This is a genomic window from Kitasatospora sp. NPDC087271, from assembly GCF_044744605.1.
Taxonomy (GTDB): Bacteria; Actinomycetota; Actinomycetes; order Streptomycetales; family Streptomycetaceae; genus Kitasatospora.
Window position 1 is genome coordinate 85,000 of the sequence record NZ_JBIUYQ010000006.1, and the last position, 20,567, is coordinate 105,566.

16 protein-coding genes are annotated in these 20,567 nt (G+C 75.8%); all 16 read right to left on the reverse strand.

Translation table 11 applies throughout. From position 1 onward, the window contains the following. Positions 1 to 28 precede the first annotated feature (28 nt). Entirely contained in the window at positions 29 to 1,207 is a 1,179-nt protein-coding gene (locus ACIO9K_RS12525) for an NADase-type glycan-binding domain-containing protein (RefSeq protein WP_400329095.1), read from the reverse strand. Between the two features lie 3 nt (positions 1,208 to 1,210). Beyond that, a complete protein-coding gene (locus ACIO9K_RS12530; protein ID WP_400329098.1) occupies positions 1,211 to 1,819 on the reverse strand; it encodes a phage tail protein in 609 nt (202 codons plus the stop codon). Next, positions 1,816 to 3,777 (reverse strand): putative baseplate assembly protein, encoded by a 1,962-nt coding sequence (locus ACIO9K_RS12535; protein ID WP_363585552.1) that lies wholly within the window; start codon positions 3,775 to 3,777, stop codon positions 1,816 to 1,818. The genes ACIO9K_RS12530 and ACIO9K_RS12535 overlap by 4 nt, the downstream gene beginning before the upstream one ends. Then, positions 3,777 to 4,232, reverse strand: a complete 456-nt coding sequence (locus ACIO9K_RS12540) for a GPW/gp25 family protein (protein ID WP_350881814.1) — start codon at positions 4,230 to 4,232, stop codon at positions 3,777 to 3,779. Before ACIO9K_RS12540 ends, ACIO9K_RS12535 begins: the two co-directional genes overlap by 1 nt. After that, positions 4,229 to 4,540, reverse strand: coding sequence for a PAAR domain-containing protein (locus ACIO9K_RS12545; RefSeq protein WP_350881816.1), 312 nt, complete (start codon positions 4,538 to 4,540; stop codon positions 4,229 to 4,231). Before ACIO9K_RS12545 ends, ACIO9K_RS12540 begins: the two co-directional genes overlap by 4 nt. A gap of 60 nt (positions 4,541 to 4,600) precedes the next feature. Next, a complete protein-coding gene (locus tag ACIO9K_RS12550; RefSeq protein WP_400329103.1) occupies positions 4,601 to 6,382 on the reverse strand; it encodes a VgrG-related protein in 1,782 nt (593 codons plus the stop codon). Then, positions 6,379 to 7,098, reverse strand: a complete 720-nt coding sequence (locus ACIO9K_RS12555; RefSeq protein ID WP_363585555.1) for a peptidase M23 — start codon at positions 7,096 to 7,098, stop codon at positions 6,379 to 6,381. Before ACIO9K_RS12555 ends, ACIO9K_RS12550 begins: the two co-directional genes overlap by 4 nt. 58 nt (positions 7,099 to 7,156) lie before the next feature. After that, positions 7,157 to 7,585 carry a phage tail protein gene (locus tag ACIO9K_RS12560; protein WP_363373130.1) on the reverse strand — a complete coding sequence of 143 codons (429 nt, stop codon included), beginning with the start codon at positions 7,583 to 7,585 and terminating at the stop codon, positions 7,157 to 7,159. A 67-nt stretch (positions 7,586 to 7,652) separates the two neighbouring features. Next, entirely contained in the window at positions 7,653 to 8,231 is a 579-nt protein-coding gene (locus ACIO9K_RS12565; RefSeq protein ID WP_400329108.1) for a hypothetical protein, read from the reverse strand. Positions 8,232 to 11,454: 3,223 nt separating this feature from the next. Then, positions 11,455 to 11,613, reverse strand: a complete 159-nt coding sequence (locus ACIO9K_RS12570; RefSeq protein ID WP_347878560.1) for a DUF6760 family protein — start codon at positions 11,611 to 11,613, stop codon at positions 11,455 to 11,457. Beyond that, complete coding sequence (locus ACIO9K_RS12575) at positions 11,610 to 12,098, reverse strand: hypothetical protein (RefSeq protein ID WP_400329111.1); 489 nt, start codon at positions 12,096 to 12,098, stop codon at positions 11,610 to 11,612. The genes ACIO9K_RS12570 and ACIO9K_RS12575 overlap by 4 nt, the downstream gene beginning before the upstream one ends. Next, positions 12,095 to 12,535 carry a phage tail protein gene (locus ACIO9K_RS12580; protein ID WP_063346012.1) on the reverse strand — a complete coding sequence of 147 codons (441 nt, stop codon included), beginning with the start codon at positions 12,533 to 12,535 and terminating at the stop codon, positions 12,095 to 12,097. Before ACIO9K_RS12580 ends, ACIO9K_RS12575 begins: the two co-directional genes overlap by 4 nt. A 38-nt stretch (positions 12,536 to 12,573) precedes the next feature. Next, on the reverse strand, positions 12,574 to 14,121 hold the full coding sequence (locus tag ACIO9K_RS12585) for a phage tail sheath family protein (protein ID WP_363621785.1): 1,548 nt from the start codon (positions 14,119 to 14,121) through the stop codon (positions 12,574 to 12,576). Between the two features lie 194 nt (positions 14,122 to 14,315). Beyond that, on the reverse strand, positions 14,316 to 16,466 hold the full coding sequence (locus ACIO9K_RS12590; RefSeq protein WP_400329114.1) for an AAA family ATPase: 2,151 nt from the start codon (positions 16,464 to 16,466) through the stop codon (positions 14,316 to 14,318). Next, positions 16,463 to 17,206 (reverse strand): DUF4255 domain-containing protein, encoded by a 744-nt coding sequence (locus tag ACIO9K_RS12595; RefSeq protein ID WP_400329116.1) that lies wholly within the window; start codon positions 17,204 to 17,206, stop codon positions 16,463 to 16,465. Before ACIO9K_RS12595 ends, ACIO9K_RS12590 begins: the two co-directional genes overlap by 4 nt. Next, positions 17,203 to 20,454 carry a hypothetical protein gene (locus tag ACIO9K_RS12600; protein WP_400329589.1) on the reverse strand — a complete coding sequence of 1,084 codons (3,252 nt, stop codon included), beginning with the start codon at positions 20,452 to 20,454 and terminating at the stop codon, positions 17,203 to 17,205. The genes ACIO9K_RS12595 and ACIO9K_RS12600 overlap by 4 nt, the downstream gene beginning before the upstream one ends. Positions 20,455 to 20,567: the final 113 nt, after the last annotated feature.

Below are 20,567 nucleotides of genomic sequence, written 5' to 3' on the forward strand. Positions count from 1 at the left end.
GCCCGGGCCCACCCCCGCAGCCTGCCCCTCAGCGCTTGAAGAACTCCACCTCGGCCAGCGCGATGGGGATTCCGGGCCCCGTCCCGGCGGCGGCGCGGACGACCAGCGTCACCTTCACGACGTCGCTGACGCCGGTCAGCACCGTCTGCGGGCCCGGCTTGTCGTTCAGCGTCACCTTCTGCTCGTGCACCTTGCCGTCCGAGGTCGTCATCCGGAGGTCCAGGGCGGTGGGCCGTGCCTGCTGCTGGAACTGCTGCGGCTCGGTGGAGGAGCCGGTGTGGATGATCACGTCCACCAGCCGGAACGGTCGGGCGAAGGGGAAGCTGATCGAGTCCCCGACGTTCGGCGCCCCCCAGTAGGTGTTGCTCAGCCCGTCGACGGTCAGTTTCGCGGGATGGCCCTCGACCTCCGCGCTCGCCGCCGCCCCGGTGGGGGAGATCGCCGAGGCGTCGCGGAGCTTGTCCAGCACGTCCTCGTAGATGTTCCGCCCCGCCGGGTAGAACAGCACGCCCGCGACCACCAGCGCCGCCAGCACGAGCAACGCGATCATCCGGCGCAGGGTGCTGCCGGAGCCGCCGATGCGCACGCGGCGCCGGAACGGCCAGCGGGTGCGCCACCACGGCAGGGCCGCCACGAGTTCGGTGGGGGTCAGCGGCTCCGCGCACCGCCGGCAGAACTTCCGGTCGGGCCGGTTGGGCGTGCCGCACCGGGGGCAGGGTGGGCCGACCTGGGCCTCGTCGGCCGCGGCCGGGCGGACGGTCGGGCGGGGCGCGACGGGCTTGGCGGGCTGCACCGCCACCGGGTCCGCCGCCGCCGGCTGCCGGGCGGCCGTGGGCTGCGGCGGCACCGCGCCGGGGCGGACCGGCGGCACCTCGGCGGCGGGTGCGGGCTTGGGCGCGGGCGCAGCAGCGGGCGCGGCGGCGGACGGCCTCGCCGGCTCGGCGGGCCGCGCGGCAGGCGGTTCGGCGGGCGCCGCGGACGGCCGCACGGGCGGTTCCTCGCGGGCCGCCCCGGCGGGCGGAGCAGCGGGCGACGCAACGGGCGGATTGGCGCCAGCGGGCGGGGCGGCGGCAGGGCTGGGTGCCGCGGAGGCGGGAGCCGCCGAGGTGGCGGCAGCCGTCCCCGACCAGCCGAGGTAGGCACCGCAGTTGCCGCAGAAGTCGTCCCCGTCCTCGTTGGCCACTCCGCACTCGGGACACGTACGCATTGCTCAGCTCTCTTCCGCACCGAGTGGACCGAGTGGACCGGATGGATCAGGTGGACCGGATGGACCAGGCGGTCCGGGCAGGACCTCCACCCGGCAGGTGAGGTGGACCGGGCAGGACGCCCGGACGACCGCCAGCACCTGCTCCTCGTCCACCGCCGGGGTGCGCTCGGGCCAGACCCGCACCAGCAGTTCCCCGGAGGGCGCGGGCGGCAACTCCGCGCCCGCGGTGGTGGACCAGGCCACGCCGCCGCCGTCCACGATCTGCGCGCCGACGCCGAGGATCAGCCGCAGCCGTTCCCGGAGCCCGCGCCGGGTGCCCCGCCACCGGTGCAGTTCGACCGCGCGGCCGACCACGGCCCGGCGGACCTCCTCTGGCCAGGCCGGGTCGGTCTCGACGGCGACCCAGTCCGCCAGCCACTCGACGAAGTCGGCCGGGGCCAGGCGCGGTTGGAAGTAGGCGGGCAGGTTGTCCAGGGTGGCGAAGACCGGGGCGAGGACGGTGTCCAGGCCCGCGGTGAACCGCTGGGCGAAGTCGTCCTCGGCGTAGAGCGCGGGCAGGAGTTCGCCGATCGGATGCGGGCTGGGCAGCCCGGGGACGGCCGCTCTGCTCATCGCGGACCGTCCGCCGGGAGCGCGGCGACCACGACCTGGTGCTGGTGCGAGAAGACCAGCGCGTCCGGGGCGACGTCGACCCGTTCGGCGGGCGCGCCCCGGCGCCCGGTGATCGGATCCGCCGGGAAGAGCCGCAGTTCCTCGACCGCCGTGACCCCGGCCACCTGCTGGAGCACCGCGAACACCTCCCCGTACTGCACGGCCCGGCCGAACGGCCAGCCCCTTCCGTCGGCGCCGCCGCGCAGCGGGTTGAGGTGCCGGAACAGGGCCGCGAGCGCCGCCTCCCGGACCCGGTCGCCGTCCGGGGAGCGGGTCGCGAGCCGGGCGACCACCGTCACCCCCTGGTAGTCGGGCGGTTGGACGACGAGCCGGGTGCCGACGAGCCGCCGCTCGTCCAGGGCCGTCGCGATGGCCGACAGCACCTGCTCGCCGGGGATCAGCTGCTCGAACCGCAGGCGGTCGCCCTCGTCCGCGACCGCGTCGGGGACCACCAGCACCCGCACCGCGCCCGCCTCCCCGGCGACGGCCGGCGCGCAGCGCACCCGGGCCGCCGAGGGGGCGGCCTGCCGGGCGATCAGCTCGAAGTCCCCGGCCGTGACGGCCCGTTCCTGGAGCCGCAGCAGGTGGGGGGCGCGCACCTTGGCGTTCTCCACCGTCTCGCCGTCGACCCCGCCCCTGGCCGCTTCCCGGTTGTCGACCCTGGCCACGTACGGGACGGAGCTGCGCAGCACCGTGATCGTCGCCCGGGCGACGTTCCCGGCGGTGCCGCCGCCCGTGCGGTAGCGCGGTACCCGCAGGTGCGCGCCCTTGGGCGGCACCGCGCCGAAGGCGTGCAGGCCGCCGTCGGGTTCCCGGACGGCGGGCGGGAACGCGAACTCGCCCGTGGTCGCGTCGATCACCACGTGCCGGTCGGTCGGCGCCGAGTCACCGAAGTGCTCGACGGCCGTCCACCGCTCCCAGCCGTCGCCGGCCGCGACCTCGACCACCGGGGGCCCGCCGTCGAGCAGGACGGGCGGCCTGGCGAGCCGGAAGCGCTGGCCCGCGACGCCCTCCGAGGTGCCGAGCGGCGCGTCGGTCACGGTCTGGGCGTGCACGACGGTCGCGGTGCCGCCGACCGTGAACACCTCCGCCCGGCGGATCGTCGGGGACTCCGCGTAGAACGGCTGGCCCGGCTCCGGCGCGGACACCCGGCAGCGCAGCCAGCCCGCCCGGCGCCCGGCGACCACCGAGGCGACCTGCCCGGCGGGCACGAACACCACCACCTCGCCGGGCCGGTTGAGGCCGCCGGTGGTGTCGGAGCCGGTCTCGCAGGCGATCCACCGCGCGCCGTCCCACACCTCCCACGCCAGCGGGGGCTGGCGCGGGTCGACGCCGACGCCCTCGACCCGGCTGTCCAGCCGGACGACGAGGATGCAGCGCGGCACGACGGCCGGCAGCGCGAACAGCATGGCGTCCCCGACCTGGGGACGCGGCTGGAAGCACGGCACGTCCACGCCGTCGGCCAGCCGCGCCGTGGCGTCGGTCTGCTCCCCCGCGGCGGAGACGGTGACCAGCCGGTCGAGGGAGCTGGGGACGACGGGCAGGTCCTCGGCGGTGGAGAACACCACCGCCTCCTCGGTCTCGGTCCGCAGCGTGGACACCTCGGTGCCCGCCCGCAGCAGCACCGTCTCGGGCTGCGGGGCCGACAGCCAGAAGTCGACCTCCGCGGTCGCCGCGGCCGGCGGGAAGAGCCGGACGCCCAGCAGGTCGAGGAAGGCGGAGTAGTTCTTCTCCGGCACCCGGTTCAGCCGGTAGAGCAGCTGGTCCACCATGTACGCGAAGGTCTCGATCAGGGTGACCCCGGGGTCGGACACGTTGTGGTCGGTCCACTCCGGGGCCCGCTGCTGGACGAACCGCTTGGCCTCGTCGACGAGTTGCTGGAACCGGCGGTCGTCCAGGTTCGGGGAGGGCAGCGCCATCAGCTCACTCCCCCGGTCACGGCGCCCAGGGCACCCGGGACGTCCTGGACATCCGGGGCGTCCGGCGAGCTCGGGATGGTGTAGAAGGGGAAGACCAGGTTGCGGCGGTCGTTGGTGGACCGCACGGTGTAGTGGACGTCGATGTAGAGCGTGCCGTCGTCGACGGTGTCGAAGGCGATCACGACGTCGTCCACCTCGATCCGCGGCTCCCAGCGTTCCAGCGCGGTGCGCACCTCGCGCGCGATCCGGCCCGCCGTACCGCCGTCGCTCGGCGCGAACACGTACTCGTGGATGCCGCAGCCGAACTCCGGGCGCATCGGCCGCTCCCCGGGGGCGGTGCCGAGGATCAGCCGGATGGCCTCCTCGATCTCCCGGTCCCGGTCCACCATGCCGATGCCGCCGGTGGCGTTCACCCGCAGCGGGAAGGCCCAGCCCCGCCCGATGAAGCCGCTCACGCGACGCCCCCGATCAGCACGTTGAACGCGCCGGTGACGATCTTCGCGCCGCAGGACGTCTGGTCGCCCACCCGCGCCGCGGGCAGCCCTCCGATCAGGACCAGGCCCCCGGCCGCCGCCGTGGGGCTGGGCATGACGACGTTGCCGGGCCCGAGTTCCACGTGCGGCACGCACACGTGCAGGCTGCCGGTGACGGCGGCCGGGCGGCCGCCGATCAGTACGGTCGCCGCCGCGAGGGCGCCTGGTGGCGGGGTGGTGATGGCACCGCCGTCGCTGGTGGTGTCACCCATCCGGGCTGCGGGGGGCATCTGCGTTCTCCAATCGGGTGGTTCGAGGGGGCCGGACGGTCGGGCCGTGCTGACGGTGGTTCAGTTGATGCGCACGAGGGCCGCCTTGAGCACCGCCAGCGCTCCGCCCTCCACGGTGACCTCGGTGCGGCCGGTGACGTTCACCGATCCCCCGCGCAGGTTCACCGCCCCGGCGCCGGCGTCGATGGTGATGCCGGTGGAGGACAGCCGCACCGAACTCGCCGCCGCCGCACCGGCCGCGCCGAAGACGGTCAGGACGATCTCGCCGCGCTGCTCGTCCAGCCGCACCTCCAGCTTCCGGTCCCCGCTGGCCAGCCGGACGCCGGACTGGCCGCCCGGCACGTCCAGCAGCTCCAGGCGGTGGCCCGAACGGGAGACCAGCGAGCGGCGGTTGACCTTCCCGCCGGCCGGGTCGACCAGTGGCACCTCGTGCGGAGAGGGCTTGTCGACGCCGTTGTAGAGGCCGCCCAGCACGTACGGGCTGTCCAGGCTGCCCTGCTCGAAGCCGACCAGCACCTCGTCGTTCACCTCGGGGCTGAACACGCCGCCCCCGCCCTGCCCGCCCCACTGGACGGTGCGCACCCAGTCGGAGACGTAGGTGTCGTCCAGCCACGGGAACTTCAGCCGCACCCAGCCGCGTTGCGCGCCCCCCGGCTCCCGGACGTCGGTGACCACGGCGATGGCCAGACCGGGCATCCGCGGCCCGCGCGGCACCGCGCCGCCGCCGGCGACGAGCCCCGCGAGGGAGCGGTCCGGCGCCGCGCTGACCACGACGGTGGTCCGGTAGCCGCGGTAGGGCTCCAGCAGGTGGCGCACCGCGGTGGCCGTGTAGCGGCCCGAGAAGGCGGCGCCGACGTTGCCCAGGGCGACCGGAACGCCCGCCCGCAGCTTCGGGTTGCCCTCGACGACCGCCTCCAGCTCGCCGAACCCGGCGGCCACCGAGGCGGCGACCGACCCGGCCGCGGCCGCCGTCTCCGCCTGCGTGCGGTAGGGGGTGTCGGTGACGGTCATCCGCGCCTTCCCGGCGAAGGCGGCGGCCGCCGTCGACGGGCTCATCCCGGGCCGCACCGTCTCGCTGGCCACCGACGGCTCCGTGGCGACCAGGGCCTTCTTGGTGACGACGTTCCAGCCGCGCACCTCGACGGTGTCCGCCCCGCCGCCGCCCGTCAGGACACCGCGCAGCTCCAGCAGGTTGCGGCCGTACTCCAGGACCATCGGGTTCTGCGGAGCGGGCGTCGAGGGGGCCGGGGCCGAGGAGGCCTGCTCGGGCTTGACGAACTCCAGCAGCCCCTCGTCGTCCGCCCGCACCTGCGCGCCGCTCTCCTGCGCCAGGTACTGGAGGAACTCCCAGTCCGAGACGTTGGCCTGCGACAGCTGCTCGTGGACGACGGGGAACGCGTCGACCCGGCCGCAGCCGAGCCCGGCTCCCGCGGCGACCTGACGGACGACGTCCGCCGTCGACATGTTGCGGAACGCCTTCACCCGGCGCCCGCGCATCAGCCGGTGGGTGATGGCGGACGCCCGCACCACGGTGAACGAGCCGGTGGTGTCCACGTCCAGCTCCAGCGCCGTCACCTCGCCGGTGAACAGCCGCACCTGCGCGTTGCCCTGCACCGTCATCACGGAGACCCGCAGCCGGGTGCCGATGGTGACCCCGGTCGCGGAGAGGAAGGTGTGGTCCGCGTCGCGGAACATCAGCACGGCCGTGTCGGGCAGGCCCGTGCTCTCCTCGATGTCGCAGGAGACCAGCTGGGCCGCCCAGACCGGCGGCAGCGGGCCGGGCGCCTCGACGATCGGATCCGCGGCGAAGGAGCGGCCGCCGCGGGCCTCGGGAGTGGTCATGACCGCCCTCCTCGGGTGGGCTCGTCGATCCCCGGCACGATCAGTTCCACCCCGGGGACGAGCACCATCGGGTCGTCGATGTCGTTGGCCTCGGCGATGGTGCGCCACGCCGTCGCGTCGCCGTACTCGCGCCAGGCGAGCAGCGGCAGGCTGTCGCCCGCGATCACCCGGTGGGTGCTGCGCGCCTCCATCGAGCCGGAGGTCGGGTTCTGGCCCGGCGTGTCGACACTGGCCTCGTCGATGGTGAACGAGCAGGTGGCCCGCAGCGGCTTGCCGTCGACGTCGAAGAGCGAGTAGGTGACCTGAAGACCGGTCAGCACCCCGTTGAACGACGTCGTCGACGACGTGCCCCAGTCCAGCCGGATCCACGGGCTCGCCGGCTTCTTGCGCGCCAGGCTCGCCGGAGTCGGCACACAGGCCGTCATCAGCTGCTCCACCGCCTTCTCCACCGAGTCGTCATGGGTCGCCGTCGCATCGAGGAACACCTCCATGGACAGCGAGCGGGGCCCGCTGCCGACGAACTCGGGCAACGCGGACTCGGCGGCCATCCGGGACGGGGTGCGGCGCCACTCCGAGGACTTCCGCAGCACCAGGCTCGACGGGTTGAACTGGAGCGGGAGCCGCGCGATCACCCCGCCGGGCTGGGCGCCGACCGTCGCCGGCGGCTCCATGATGGCCAGTTGGGCCCGGGTGACACTCGCGGGGACCTCTGACATCCCGCACCTCCTTCCGTTCGTCGTCCGATGGGTGGCCTGCGCCGGGTGCGCCGCGCCGTCACGATGACGGGCGCAGCCCCGCGTGGGCGATCTCCAGGGACTCCGTCGCCGCCTGCGAGTTCGCCGGGTCGAACGACGGGCCCTGCCAGCGGACGGGCACGATGCCGAGCACCTGCCAGCTGACGATGGGGCTCAAGTCGGGCCGCAGAGCCACGATTTCACCGTTCTTGGGCTGGACCCGCCGCACGGTCTCGTCCAGCCAGCGGGCGATCTTGACGGTGTCCGCGGTGACCGCACGGGTGAGCGTGATGTTCGACCAGGTGATCCGGCCCGGCAACTGCCAGGAGAAGCCGTTGTTGCCGCCCTCGGCGTACTGGTGGATCTCGACCTCGGCACCCAGCCCCGAGCACGTCGTGAACTCGCCCAGGTCGTTGCCGCCGATCGTGAGCTTGAAGAACACGCTCGTCGCGAAGATGTTGTCGGTCATTCCTGCCTCCGTCGCCCTGCCCACCTGCCACCTGCCACTGCCCGTCTGCCCGCCGCGCCCCGAGCGCTCAGCGACGGCCGTCGTACGGCCGCCCGGCGCGCTCCCTCCCCCTGCGCAACTCCACGCGCAGCAGCCGTCCGACGGGCTCGATCAGGCGCCGGGCCAGTTCGTCGAGGTCGGCCCCCGACGGGGACCCGGTCGACGATCCGCCGCCCGGCTGCGGGGGCGGGGCCGCGGTCGGCGGCGGGGACGAGGCGGTCTGGACGGTCACCGGGGTGCGGGCCGGTACGGCGGTCAACGGCACCCCGGACAACCCCGCCTGCTCCGCCACCCGTTGCAGCACCCGGGCCGTCTCCGTCGAAGGCCGCGCCGGCCCGGACGGCCCTGACGACGGGACCGCGCCGTCCCGGGACGGCGCGGTCCACGACCACGACCCGGTGCGCAGCGGCGACTCCCCGCCTGCCCCCGGTCCGCCGAAGCCGCCCCCCGCGACGCCCGGCGCCCCGGCGCCACCGCTCGGCAGCGGCGGCGTCGCGGACGCGGGCACGGCCGGGCCCGCGGGCCCGGCGACCGGCAGCCGCTGGACCATCGCCGGGGACGCCGGGGACGCCGGGGCGCTCGGCGGGGTGAGTCGTACCAACGGCACGCTGGGAACACGGCCGCCGGAGGAGGCAGCGGGCGCGGACGCAGGACGCCCCCCGCGACCGGCGGGGACGGTGGGGACGGCGGCAGGCGCCGACGCGTCGTCGGAGAACGCCGGTCGCACGGCCGCCTCGACCGAGCCGGGGGCGAGGGCAGGGCCAGCGGCAGCAGCGGCAACGGCAGGGCCCGCGACAACAGGGCCGGCGGACACCGAGCGCTGCACGCTCGCAGCGCGCCCGACACGAGAGGCGCCCACGGCCGCCGGGCCGGCATCGGCCACGACGACCGGGGGTGCTGGACGCTCCCCGTGCCGCACCCGCCCGGCGGGAACCACGACAGGCACCGCAGCACCTCGCGGCTCCGCCGACCGGACACCCGGCTCGACGGGGCTCGGACCGCCGGAGACCGACCGCTGCACCGCCGGACCACGGCCGCCACGCTCCACAGCCGGCGGCGGCACAGGAGTCTCCCCGCGTCGCGCCCGCCCGGCCGGGGCGGTGTCGGGCGCTACGGGCTGCCCGTCCGACGCCTCCCGGCGAGGTCCCCCGGCCGTCGTCGAACGCTGCACACCGGCCCGCCCCGCAGGAGGACCGCCGTGCTCCGACCGGCGCGTATCCGCCTCCATCGGGCCGGTACCGGGGCCGACGGCCACCGGACCGGTGCCACCAGTCGCCGGACCCCGCACACCCGCACGCCCCGAGGGGGCCCCACCGCGCTCCGACGGCCGCGGCCCCCGCGCCGCCGAGCCCGCCGACGCCGACGAGCGCGCATCCGCCTTCACCGGGCCGGCGCCGCCGGCCACCGAACGCTGCACGCTCGGACGCCTCACGGCAGCAGAACGCCCTACCACGCCCGAGCCGGCAGGGTCGGCGGAGCCGCCGGACGCCGGTTCCCGCGCACCCGCACGCGCCACCACGGCACCCCGCGCACCCCGCGCCGCCGGGCCGGTGCCTTCCGGGTCCGCCGGGGACGCCGGTGCCGCTGGGGACGCCGGGCGCGCAGCGTCGGGTCGGCTCGCCTGTGCCCGTCGGGGCAGGCGCAGGACGGCGGCGGCCCGGTGCCGCCAGCTCGCGGGTGCCACCGGTTCCGGGGCCTGCGGCACCTGGGTGCGCGCCGGCGGCTCCTGTGGCCAGGCGGCCCTGACGACGGGTGGGGCGGGCGCCGGCGCCGGCGCTCGGCCGGACACCGGTGCGGGCGCCGTCGCCGGTGCGGCGAGTGTGGACGCCATGCGGCGCTCGCCGAGCAGGCCCAGCGTGCGGTGGCCCGGCTCGGCCGCCGGACGTGCGGCGGTGCCGCCGATCGGCGAGCGGGCCACGACCAGCGGGCCGGGCTCGCCCGGCGAAGCGGTGGGCCGCACGTCCCGGGCGCCACCGGTACCCCCCGTACCACCGGTACCACCGCTGCGCCGGGCCCGGCGGCCCGCGTCCTGCGGTGCCGCCCCGGGGGGCGACTGCGGCCCGACGGCGGGGCCGGGCGCGGTGGAGCCGCCCTGCCCGCTCGTGCCAGCGCTTCGCGCGCCGGGCGCAGCCGCACGCTGGACTGCCGTGGCGCCCGGCTCGGCGGGGGCCGTGCCCGTGGCGCGAGGAGCGCCTTCCGGGCTGGGGGCCGCCGCGCTTCGGCCGGTCGGCTGTGGCCGTGCGGAAGTGACGGGGGTGGCGGGAGTCCGTGGGGTGTCGGGAGTCACGGGGGCTCCGTGGCCCGGGGCCGTGGTCCGCCGGACGGGGCCGCGCCGGCCGTCGGCCGTACCGGCGGCCCGTGCTCCGGGTGCCGCGCCCGCCGTCGGCGGCAGCGCGGTCAGCGGCGCGCCCAGGCCGCCGTGCGTGCGGGCGTTGGACGATTCGGGGCGCGCCTGTTCGGTGCGCGGCTGTGTGGCGCGCTGCACGGCGGTCGGACCGCCGCCGGTCTGGACGGCGCGCTGCACAGGGGCGTCCCCGCGCCGTCCGGGCTCGGGACGGGCAGGGCGAGCCGAGCGGGCCGGGCTGCCCGGTGCCGACGGCTCCGCACCGTCCGGCCCGCTCCCCGCCGGAGCGGCCGGCTGCGCGGGCGGCTGCGCGGGCGGGGAGACGATCGGCATCGGTCCGTGCCCGGCCTCGGGGCCTTGACCAGGGACGATGCCTGACGCGCCGTCGGCGTTGAGCCGTGGCGAGGCGCTGGCGGGCAGCGAGGTCAGCGGGGCACCGAGCACGGGCCGGCCCGGTGCGCCGCCTCCCCTCGCGGCGCGCTGCACGGCGTTGCCGGTGCGCGGGGTCGGGGCATCGGTCGGTCGCACCAGGGCCGACTCGGAGGTCTCGGACGGCCGCGCAGTGGCACCCGGCTCCACGACGGGCGGAGCGACGGCGGCGGAATGCTCCACCGTCGTCGCGCTCGCGGGCCGTTCCACCGGGGCCGCGCCCTCGGACCGCTCCACCGGCTTCACACCGTCGGGCCGCTCCACCGGCGCGACGGCAGCGGCACGCTCCACCGTCGTCGCGCTCGCGGCACGCTGCACCGGCCGGGGCGGGATCGCGGCCACCGCGCGCGTCGGCAGCGACCGGGGGCGGGGTGCGGTGGTCAGCGGCTTCCCGACGCGACGCGACGGGACCGGCCTGGCAGTCCTGGCCCGCCCGGCAGACGGCACCTCGGAACCGTGAGCGGGCGCGGGGGCAGCGGGCGCGGAGGCAGCCTGCGCGTCGCCGCCCTCGGCAGCCACCGCCCGTACGGGCAGCCGTCGCACCACGGCGCCGGACCTCTGCACCTGCCGCACCCGACCGAGCCCGCCCGTCGCGCCCGGCCCGCGCCCCACCGAATCCGAAGCCGAGGCCGGTACCGGATCCGCGGCCTCCGACGGCGCCACCGCCGGTGCGGCGTAAGGCAGCACGGGCCCGTCCGCCCCGGCGGAGACCGCCGGGCCGAGGGGCCGTGCCACCGCCCGCAGGATGCCCGCCGGGGCGGACGGCAGGGCCGCGTGCCCGAGTGCGCCGGTCAGCGAGGGGTTCTGCCAGGAGGCGAGCCGGGACCGGAACCGCAGGCCGTCGCTGACCCCGCCCGCCGCTCCCGCGAGGGTCGGGGTCAGAGGCGCGACCGCGCGCCAACCACCGTCCGGGGCGGGCGCGTCGGCCCGGGGCGCGGGAGCCGCGTCACCCGTGCCGCCGGCAGCACCCGAGGTGCCCGGGGCACCCGAAGCGCCCGCCTCGCCCGGACCGCCGGCCTTCCGGCGCCCGAGCCGGTCCCGAATCCCCATCCCGCGCTCACCCGCCTTCGTTGACGCGGGTGTTGATCCGCGCGATCTCCCGCACCCACGCGCGGCGTTCCTGGTGGGACAGGTCGAGGATGTCCTCCCGCTGCCAGTGGAAGTGGTAGGCGATGTACGCGACCTCCTCGTACAGCCGGGTGGTCGCGTACGTCACCATTCCCCCAGGCGCCCACCAGCGAGGTCGACTTCGAAGGAGCCGTCGCAGTGCGGGCAGGTCACCGCGGCGCGGGTGTGGCCCTCGCTGTTGATCCGCTGGTAGAAGTCCTGCAGGAACGCGACGTCGGTGGCGTACATCTGCTCGACGACACCGGCGTGCACGTCGGTGACGGTGCCGAGCCGGGTGATCACGTGGCTGAGCAGCACCACGCTCAGGTACGCCGGGTTCTCCTTGACCCGCAGGTCGATCTGGGGCATGAGTTCGTCCCGCGCGGTGGCCAGGCGCATGGCGCCGTGCCGGTGCAGGACGCCCTCGTCGTCCAGGTACCCGCGCGGGAGCTCGAACTCGAACTCCGTGTTCAGTCCGTGCCCCTGCGGGCCCCGCCCCCGCTGCGGCGCGGCGGCCTGCGGGGCCGCGGCGGGAGCGGGGGCGGCTGCCGGAGCCTGCTCCAGGAGTTCGTCGAGGCTGATCCGTCGTCTCATTCGACGGTGATCTCCTCGAACACGATGGTCACCGTCTCGGTCGCGGCGCTGGACTCACCGGCGGTGAGGGTGGGGCCCTCCCACCGGCTGGCCCAGGCGTTCATCAGCTGGATCCGCCGGAGGGTGGCACCGGTGGTGTCCTTGACCTCGATGGTGAGGTTCTGCCGCGCGGTGTTGATCGCGCCGTTGTTGAGGGTCTCGTTGATCCACTTGGTGAACGCCCCGCTCTTGTCGAGCCCGCGGGTGATCGTCACCTCGCCCGGCAGCCGCGCGCCGGGCTGTTTGCGGACGATCAGCTTGCCCTGCTGGGTCACCTGCTTGTACTCGACGACGTCCTGGTCGACGGTCAGGTTGCTGATCTCCTTGACGGACTCGACGTTGTAGCCGCCGAGTTGGACGCCGAATATGTGTGTGGAGAGCGGATCGCCTTCAGCCATGACTTCCTGTCACCTTCCGGTCTGTGCTGGCCTGCTGGTCACTCGTTGACGAGGCTCGTGCTGTCGGAGAACTGGGACAGCCGGAACACCACGAACTCGGCGGGCTTCACCGGAGCGACCCCGATCTCGCACACCACCTGCCCGAGGTCGATGGACTCCTGCGGGTTGTTCTCACGGTCGCACTTGACGTAGAAGGCCTCCGCGGCCGTGGCGCCGAACAGCGCCCCGCGTCGCCACTCCTCGGTCAGGAACGCCGTGATGTTGCGGCGGATGCTGGACCACAGCCGGTCGTCGTTGGGCTCGAACACCACCCACTGGGTCCCCAGGAGGATGGACTCCTCCAGGTAGTTGAAGAGCCGCCGCACGTTGAGGTAGCGCCACGCCGGGTCCGAGGAGAGGGTCCGGGCGCCCCAGATCCGGATGCCGCGCCCGGGGAAGGCCCGCACGCAGTTGACGCCGATCGGGTTCAGCAGGTCCTGCTCGCCCTTGCTGAGGCGGATCTCCAGGTCCACCGCGCCGCGGATGACCTCGTTGGCCGGCGCCTTGTGCACGCCGCGCTCGGCGTCGCTGCGCGCCCACACCCCGGCGGCGTGCCCGCTCGGCGGGACCATCGTGTTGCGGCCGGTCGCCGGGTCGAACACCTTGATCCACGGGTAGTACAGGGCCGCGTAGCGGGAGTCGAAGCCCGCCTCGTTGTTGCGCCAGTTGCGCACCTGCTGGGCGCTCAGCCCGGGCGGGGCGTCCAGGACGGCGATCCGGTCGCCCATCTGCTCGCAGTGCGACATCACCGCGAGCTGGACGGTCCGCACGCCCTCGGCGTCGATGTCCCCGCGCTGGTAGGCGCTCATCAGGTCGGGCACCGCGACCATGGTGATCTCGTCGATCGCCTCCAGGCCGGAGAACCCGGTGCGGGCCGAGGCGTCGCCGACGTACTCGGCGGGGCTGATCCGGGTCGTGGCGGCGGGGGCGACCGGCCCGGGCGCGGGGGCTGCGGCGAGGGCGAGCGTCTGGCGCTCCGGACGGCTCGGCGCGGTGCCCGGCTGCTCGCTGACCGCGACGAGCTTGGACTCGCGCAGCTGGGTGACGACGTAGCCCTTGGTGTTCTTGCGGGTCGAGACGTCGTACGTCTCGGCGACCTCGGCGCCCTTGCGGACCACCAGCCGGAACCGGTCGTCGGGGACGTTGTCGCCCTCGACGTCGGCGATCTCGACGGTCAGGTCGGCGCCCCCAGCGGGCAGGGCCGTGAACAGGAAGCCGGCGTGGGCGGTGGGCGCGGGCGCCGATCGGGCGGCCGGCGGCCAGCCGCCGGCCGTCTCGCCGGCGGGCTCGCCGATCCGCACGACGTAGACGGCGCCGCCGCCGTTGGCGAAGAAGCCGTAGACGGCGTGGGGCAGGTAGGTGCCTTCGGAGAAGCCGCCGAACTGCTGGACGTACTGGTCCCAGTTGGTCACCAGGGTGGGCTCGTGGAAGGGGCCGGTCTGGGCGAAGCCGACGAGGGCGGCGACGGCCGTGCCGACACCCTCGATCGGCCGGGCACCGGACTGGACCTCCTCCACGTACACGCCCGGGGTGAGGTACGACGGCATGCTCGCTCCTTCGGGGTGGCCGATCATTCGCCACCGAGTCTGCTGCCGGGCCGCCACCCGCGACATGTCCGCAGGTCCCGGACCAGGGGCAGAGCCGCTGCCCCGGCGGGCACCCCGGCAGGGCCTCACCGGTCGTCAGCCGGTCGTCAGTCGGTCACCGGCCGACCGCGGCCGGTGGTCGCCCGGCCGCGCGCTCAGGCCCGCACGGTGCCCCCGGAGGCACGCGACCACGGCCCGAACTCGCTCTCCAGGACGAGCCGGCCGAGCTTGCGGTACTCCCGCTCGACCGCGAACACCAGCTCCGCCATGCCCAGCGGGCGGCCCGTCTCGGCGGCCAGGTAGGCCGCGGTCACCGCGCAGGCCCGGATGGAGCCGCCGGCGAGTTCGAAGTGCCGTGCGCAGAACGCCAGGTCGAGGTCGTCGCCGCGGGGGATCAGCGGGCCCAGGCAGCGCTCCCACAGGGCGTGCCGCTGTTCCTCGTCCGGCACCGGGAACTCCGCGATGACGTCCAGCCGTCGGGTGAACGCCTCGTCGAGGTTGGCGCGCAGGTTGGTCGTCAGCACGGCGATCCCGTCGAAGGACTCCATCCGCTGCAACAGGTACGCCGACTCCACGTTGGCGTGGCGGTCGTGGGCGTCCTTGACCTGCGACCGCTTGCCGAAGATCGCGTCGGCCTCGTCGAACAGCAGGACGGCGTTCACGTGCGAGGCCTCGGTGAAGATCCGCTCCAGGTTCTTCTCCGTCTCGCCGATGTACTTGTCCACGACGGTGGACAGGTCCACGACGTACAGCTCCATGCCGAGTTCGGCGGCGACCACCTCGGCCGACATGGTCTTCCCGGTGCCGGACTCCCCCGCGAACAGCGCGATCACCCCGCGCCCGCGCCCTCCGCCCGGCCGCATCCGCCACTGGCCGAGCACCTGGTCGCGGTGCCTGGCACGCAGCGCGAGCTCGTGCAGTTGGCGCGCGGTGGGCTCGGGCAGCACCAGGTCGTCCCACCCGACGGCGGGCTCGATCCGGCGGGCGAGGCGGGCGAGCCCCGCCCCGTTCTGCGCCCGTACGGCGGCCCGCAGGTCGTCGGCGGTCACCGGGCGGTGTTCGGCGGCGGCCGTCCTGGTCGCGACCCCGGCGGCCCTGGCCACCTGGTCCTCGTCCAGCTGGTACGGGGCGACGGCCTCGGCCAACTCGGGTCTCAGCACGCCCTCGTACGGCCCTTCCGCAGGGCCTTCTCCGGGTTCGCCCGAAGGCTCACCCGAAGGCTCATGCGAAGCGCCGCCCAGCGCGTGCGCCCAGCGTTCCGCGCGCTGCGCCGGGTCCAGCGGCGGTACCACGAGCACCACCGGGCTCTCCTGCGCCCAGGTCGGATCCCACGGGCGCGACCCGTGCACGAGCAGCGGCACCTCGGCGAGTTCCGCGCACAGCTCGCGCAACAGCCCGGCCCGCTCGGGGCGTTCGGGTTCGAGCCGCTCCAGCGGGCCCAGCACCACACCGCTGCCGCTCAGCCGCGCCTCCCGGGCGAGCGCCCGGACCACGGCCTCCGGGGGGCGGGCGGCGAGCGCGGTGACGTCGACGACCAGGGCCCGGCGGCCGAGGCCCGCGAGGGCGTCGACCGCGAGCCGCCCGGCGTTGCCGCCCCGGTCCAGCAGGTGCACCAGTCCGCCGCCGTTGGCCACGGTGGCGCGCAGCCGGCGCGCGGCCTGCGGCGGGGTGCCGACGCCGGACCGGCCGACGCGGACCAGCCCGCGCAGCGCGCCGTCGGGTTCGTCCGAGCCGAGCAGATGGGCCGTCACCCGGTCGGGCAGGCGCAGGCCCCGGGAGAGCAGCGGGCGTTCCGGTTCGGTGATCTCCAGCAGGCCGCCGGCGACCAGCGGGGCCTGGGCGGAGAAGCGGAACCGGCCGGCGCCCGCCCCGGACAGCCCGCACAGTTCGAGCGCGAGCCCGATGGTCGGCCGGCGCAGGGTCAGGTCGTCGTTGAGGTACCCGTAGAGCCGTTCGAAGCGGGTGTCGAGGTCGGGGGCGAGTGCCACCAGCAGGAGTTCGAGGTCCAGCGGGAGCAGTCCGAAGCCGTCGACGAGCCGTTCGGTCCTCGATCCGGGCGGTGGCGGCGGCGGTTCCCCGAGGTCGGCGCCGGCCCGGCCCGTCGCGGCGGGCGCCGCGAGGATCCGTTCCGCCGCCTCCGGGGTGAGGTACTGGCCCCGGTACGGGTCGTCCGGGTCCGGGTCGTCGGCCCTGCGCTCGCGGACGGCGGCCCGGATCCGCTGTTCGAGGCGGCTCAGCCGCTCCCACAGGTCGTCCAGGTCGGCGGCGGGCCCGCTGGTGGCCGCCGCTTCCAGGTCGAGGGTCATCGCGGCGCACCGCCGCGCCGTCTGCGGCCCGGCGGCAGCTGGCGTTCCCGGGGCGCGGCGAAGCCGTCCGCGCCGGGGTCCGTGCCGCCCTCGTAACGCAGCCGGCGGCCCGGGTCACCCGTGGCCTCCGGGGCGTCGGCGTCGCTCTCGTGGCTCTCGCCGCTCTCGCCGCCCCTGTCGACGGCGCGCAGCACGAGCCCGTCGGTGACCGGGGGCCCCGCCTGGGCCCGCCGGCCGGACAGCGGGGCGAGCACCCTGAGGTCGATCGAGGGTTTCAGCTCGCCGCCGAGGGCCGACCACACGTCGGACACCGAAGGCATGCCCTCGCCGCGCCCGGCGGTCTCCAGCCCGACGGTGAGCCCGAGTTCGGCGAGCGTGCCGGTGAGCAGCCGGGCGGGCAGCGCGTCGGCGGCCGTCAGGCAGCGGAGCACCTCCGACAGCAGCCGGTGCTCGTCCTGGGCCCGGTTGGTCCACGCCGTCACCAGGTAGGCCAGTTCGAACCAGCGGGGCGCGCTGCGCCAGGCCACGACCACGCCGTCGGCGTCGTGCTGCTCGGCGGCGCCGGCCTGGCGGCGGGACACGTCCTCGCGGATGCCGTAGAGGAAGACGCTGACGGTGGGGGCGTTGCGCCGGGCGGCCCAGTCCCGGGTCGGCGATTCGAAGACCAGCTCGATCCCGCGTTCCTGGAGGCCGCTCTCGACGAGCAGGAGCCGCAGCGCCTCGTCGACTTCGTGGATCACCGCCGCTGCACCTCCCCCGGCGGGCCGACGCTGCCGGCCACCACGAGGAAGGGGGTGGTCACCGGGGAGAAGCCGGGGCCGCTCGCGGTGATGGTCCGGGGGCCGGTCTCGTCCTTGGCGAGGATGAGCAGCTGGCCCGCGAAGGTGCCGTCGGTCTTGGGGACGGTGGGCGCCGCGGCGGCGGTGATGCCGGGCGTCCAGGTGAGGGTCACCGGTGTGCCGGGCGGGAAGTCCACGCCGCGGACGGAGGTCACGAAGCCGGGCTTGCCGATCGGCGGCACCGCGACGATGCGGGGCTGGAGGATGCGCAGCGGGGTCCGCGCGACGTGGTCGCCCGGGTCGGCGTCCGTGCCGGTGGTGGTCAGGACGGAGGTGATGGTGGTGTCCAGGGTCGCCTCGGGGGCGAGCACCACCTGCACGACGGCGCTGCCGCCCGGGGGCAGGTCGGCCACGTCGCAGACGCCGCCGGTGCAGCCGGGTGGCATCGGCCCGGTGGGGACGCCGGCGGGCAGGCCGAGCGAGACGCGCAGTCCGGTGGCGAGGGCCTGGCCGTCGTTGCGCACGGTGTAGGTGACGGTGACCCGGCCGCCGACGTATCCGGGGTTCGGTTGGGCGCCGACCGTCACGGCCGGTCCGGCCTTCGGCGCGGGCGGCGCCGGCTGCGGTGCGGGGGCCGGGGCGGGCGGCGGTGGCGGGGCCGGGGGTGAGGAGACGGGCGGGGTCTGGGTCGGTGTCGGGGTCGGGGTCGGCGAGGCAGTCGGGGTCGGGGTCGGAGACGGGCTCGGGGACGGCGACGCGGCCTGGACGGGTACGACCGTCTGCGCGATGTTGTCCTCGGGCTTCGGGTCGACCACCGCCCCGGTCACCCACCAGCCGAACCGCTGGTCGCCGGCCACGGTCCCGACGACGGTGGCGGTCACCTGGACGACCGCGCCCGGGGCCAGGGTGCCGAGTTCGCACCGGAGGGCGTCGGCGGCGCAGGTGCCGGCCGTGGCCTTGAGCCCGGTGAGCCGGGCGCCCGTCGGCACCGACGCGGTGAACGCGGTGCCGGGTGAGGGCGCCGGGCCGTGGTTGGTGACGGTGATGGCCACGGTGGTGGAGCCCCCGATCTGCATCGGGATGGTGGCGGCCGGCGCGCTCAGCGACAGGTCGACGGACTGCTGGACGCTCGGTTCCTTCTGCCGCCCCGGCAGCCTGGAGTTGACGGAGGTGAGCCGGCCGGTCGCGAAGTCGTAGCTCTGCAGCGCCTCCGGCGAGTTCGCCGGCAGGGCCCGGCGGGAGGTCAGCACCAGCTGCCCGCCGTCCGCCGTCCAGGCGACGTCGCGGGGCTGGAACGGGCCGGTGGCGGAGGTGTCCGGCAGCGGGCGGCGGCAGGCGTTCCGGTCCTGGCTCAGTCCGGCGGGCAGGACCACCGTGCAGCCGTCGCCGGTGGCCGAGCTGACGAGGACTCCGTTCTGCTGGTTGAGCCCGCCGTCGCCGGTCTTGCGGTTGAAGGCGACGCGCCGGCCGTCGGGCGAGAATGCGGGGCTGTCGTCGATGACGTCGCAGGCGCCCGGGCAGGCCCTGCGGCTGAGGTCGGTCGGCCGGTCGAGGGCGTTGGCGGGCACGGTCCACACGTGCTTGTTGCCGCCGTTGCCGTTGACGACCTCGGTCCTGGTGTAGGCGATCAGCTTGCCGTCCGGGGACCACGAGGGCTGGGCCATGGACGCGGCCGGCTGGCCGTTGGCCGGTTCGACGGTGCCGACGATCGCGCCGGTCGACACGTCCGCGATCAGCACCCGCCCGGGGCCGGAGGCCGCCCCGACGCCGCCGGGCGAGGTCCTGGTGAAGGCCATCAGGCGGCCGTCGGGCGAGAGCTCCGGGTCGGTGTCCCAGTCCTTCGGTCCGCGCCCGGCGAGGTTCATCGGCTTCGGGTCGGAGCCGTCGGCGCCGGTCTGCCAGATCCGTTCGATCCGGCCTGCGGGCGAGTCCTCGAAGCGGGTCAGCACGATCCGCCGGCCGTCCGGCGTGTAGGTCTGCCGTTCGAACCACGGGTCGTAGCCGGGGCGGGGGTTGAACAGGGGGTCGGCCGCGGGGTCGGTGTCGGTGTCGGCGGCCGGGTCCTCCCGGAGCACGCTGACGCCCAGGTCGCGCGGGTCCGCTCCGTCGGGGCGGATGTCCGACAGGTCGGCCACGTTGGGGGTGTCGGCGCTGTTGCGGTCCACGACGGGCCCGCCGCCCTTCTGGGGGCCGAGCCAGACCGGCGTGCGGACGGCGCGGTCCTCGCTCGCCACCAGTTCGGCCCCGCCACAGAAGCAGGTCAGGGCGCGGTACACGTTCTCGTACGGCGTCGGGTCGGCGTTCTGCCGGTTGGGGCTGAGGAAGAGCACGCCGCTGCCGTCGGGCAGCCAACCGGCGGACCTGGTCCGCCAGTCGCCGCCGACGCCGGGGAAGAACGCCCGGTCGTTGGTGCCCTCGGGCGAGATCACCCGCAGCTGCGGCCCGGTCTGGCCGGCCTGGTCCCAGGTGTAGACGATCTGGTCGCGCAGGTCGGGCGCGTCCACCGGGTTCCACGCCGGTTCGACGGCGTTGCCGGCGGTCACCGCGGTGATCCGCCGCGCCGCGCCGCCGGCCAGCGGCATGACGTAGACCTGGGTGTGCGCCGGGTCCACGTCGCAGGTGTACGCGACCCACTTGCCGTCGGGCGAGACCGTCGGGTGCGCCTCGGAGTCCGCGGTGTCGGTCAGCCTGCGCAGGCCGGTGCCGTCGGTGTTGACCACCCAGAGGTCCCGCTGGGTCTGCCCGTTGCGCCCGCCGGGCTCCACCGCGTCGAACACGACGGTCCTGCCGTCCGGGGCGAGCGTCGGCTCCGCGGTGTCCATGCCGGTGGTGAGCCTGCGCACCGCGCCCGACGCCTCGCGCAGGTAGACCTGGGGCAGCGGGCCGTCCCGCAGGCTGGTGAACACCAACTGGTCGCCGCGCGCGGAGGGTTCGGTGTCGAAGTGGACGGGGCCGGGCCCGAACAGCGACGCGCTCGACGTCGGCCCGGTCAGCCGCGCCAGGCTGCGGTGGCCGGTGCCGGCGTAGACGATCCGTCCGCTCTCCGCCGTGGCCCCGGCGGCCACCGGGGCGGCGCCTCGTCCGTCGCCGTCGGAGTTCGCGGTGCCCAACGTCACCACGGCCACGGCCAGGGACAGCAACGTCGCGACGGCGGCTCGCGCCGAGCGCCGCAGGGGGCGGGGAGTGCCGGTGGCGCCGATCACGCTCAACCTCACAGACCGAGAAGGGTACGTCCGGCAGTCTCCCCGGCCCGGGCGCCGGGGCGACAGGCCCCGGGCACCCGAGCCGGGGGTAGCGACCGGTGCCCCTGAGGGCAATCCGG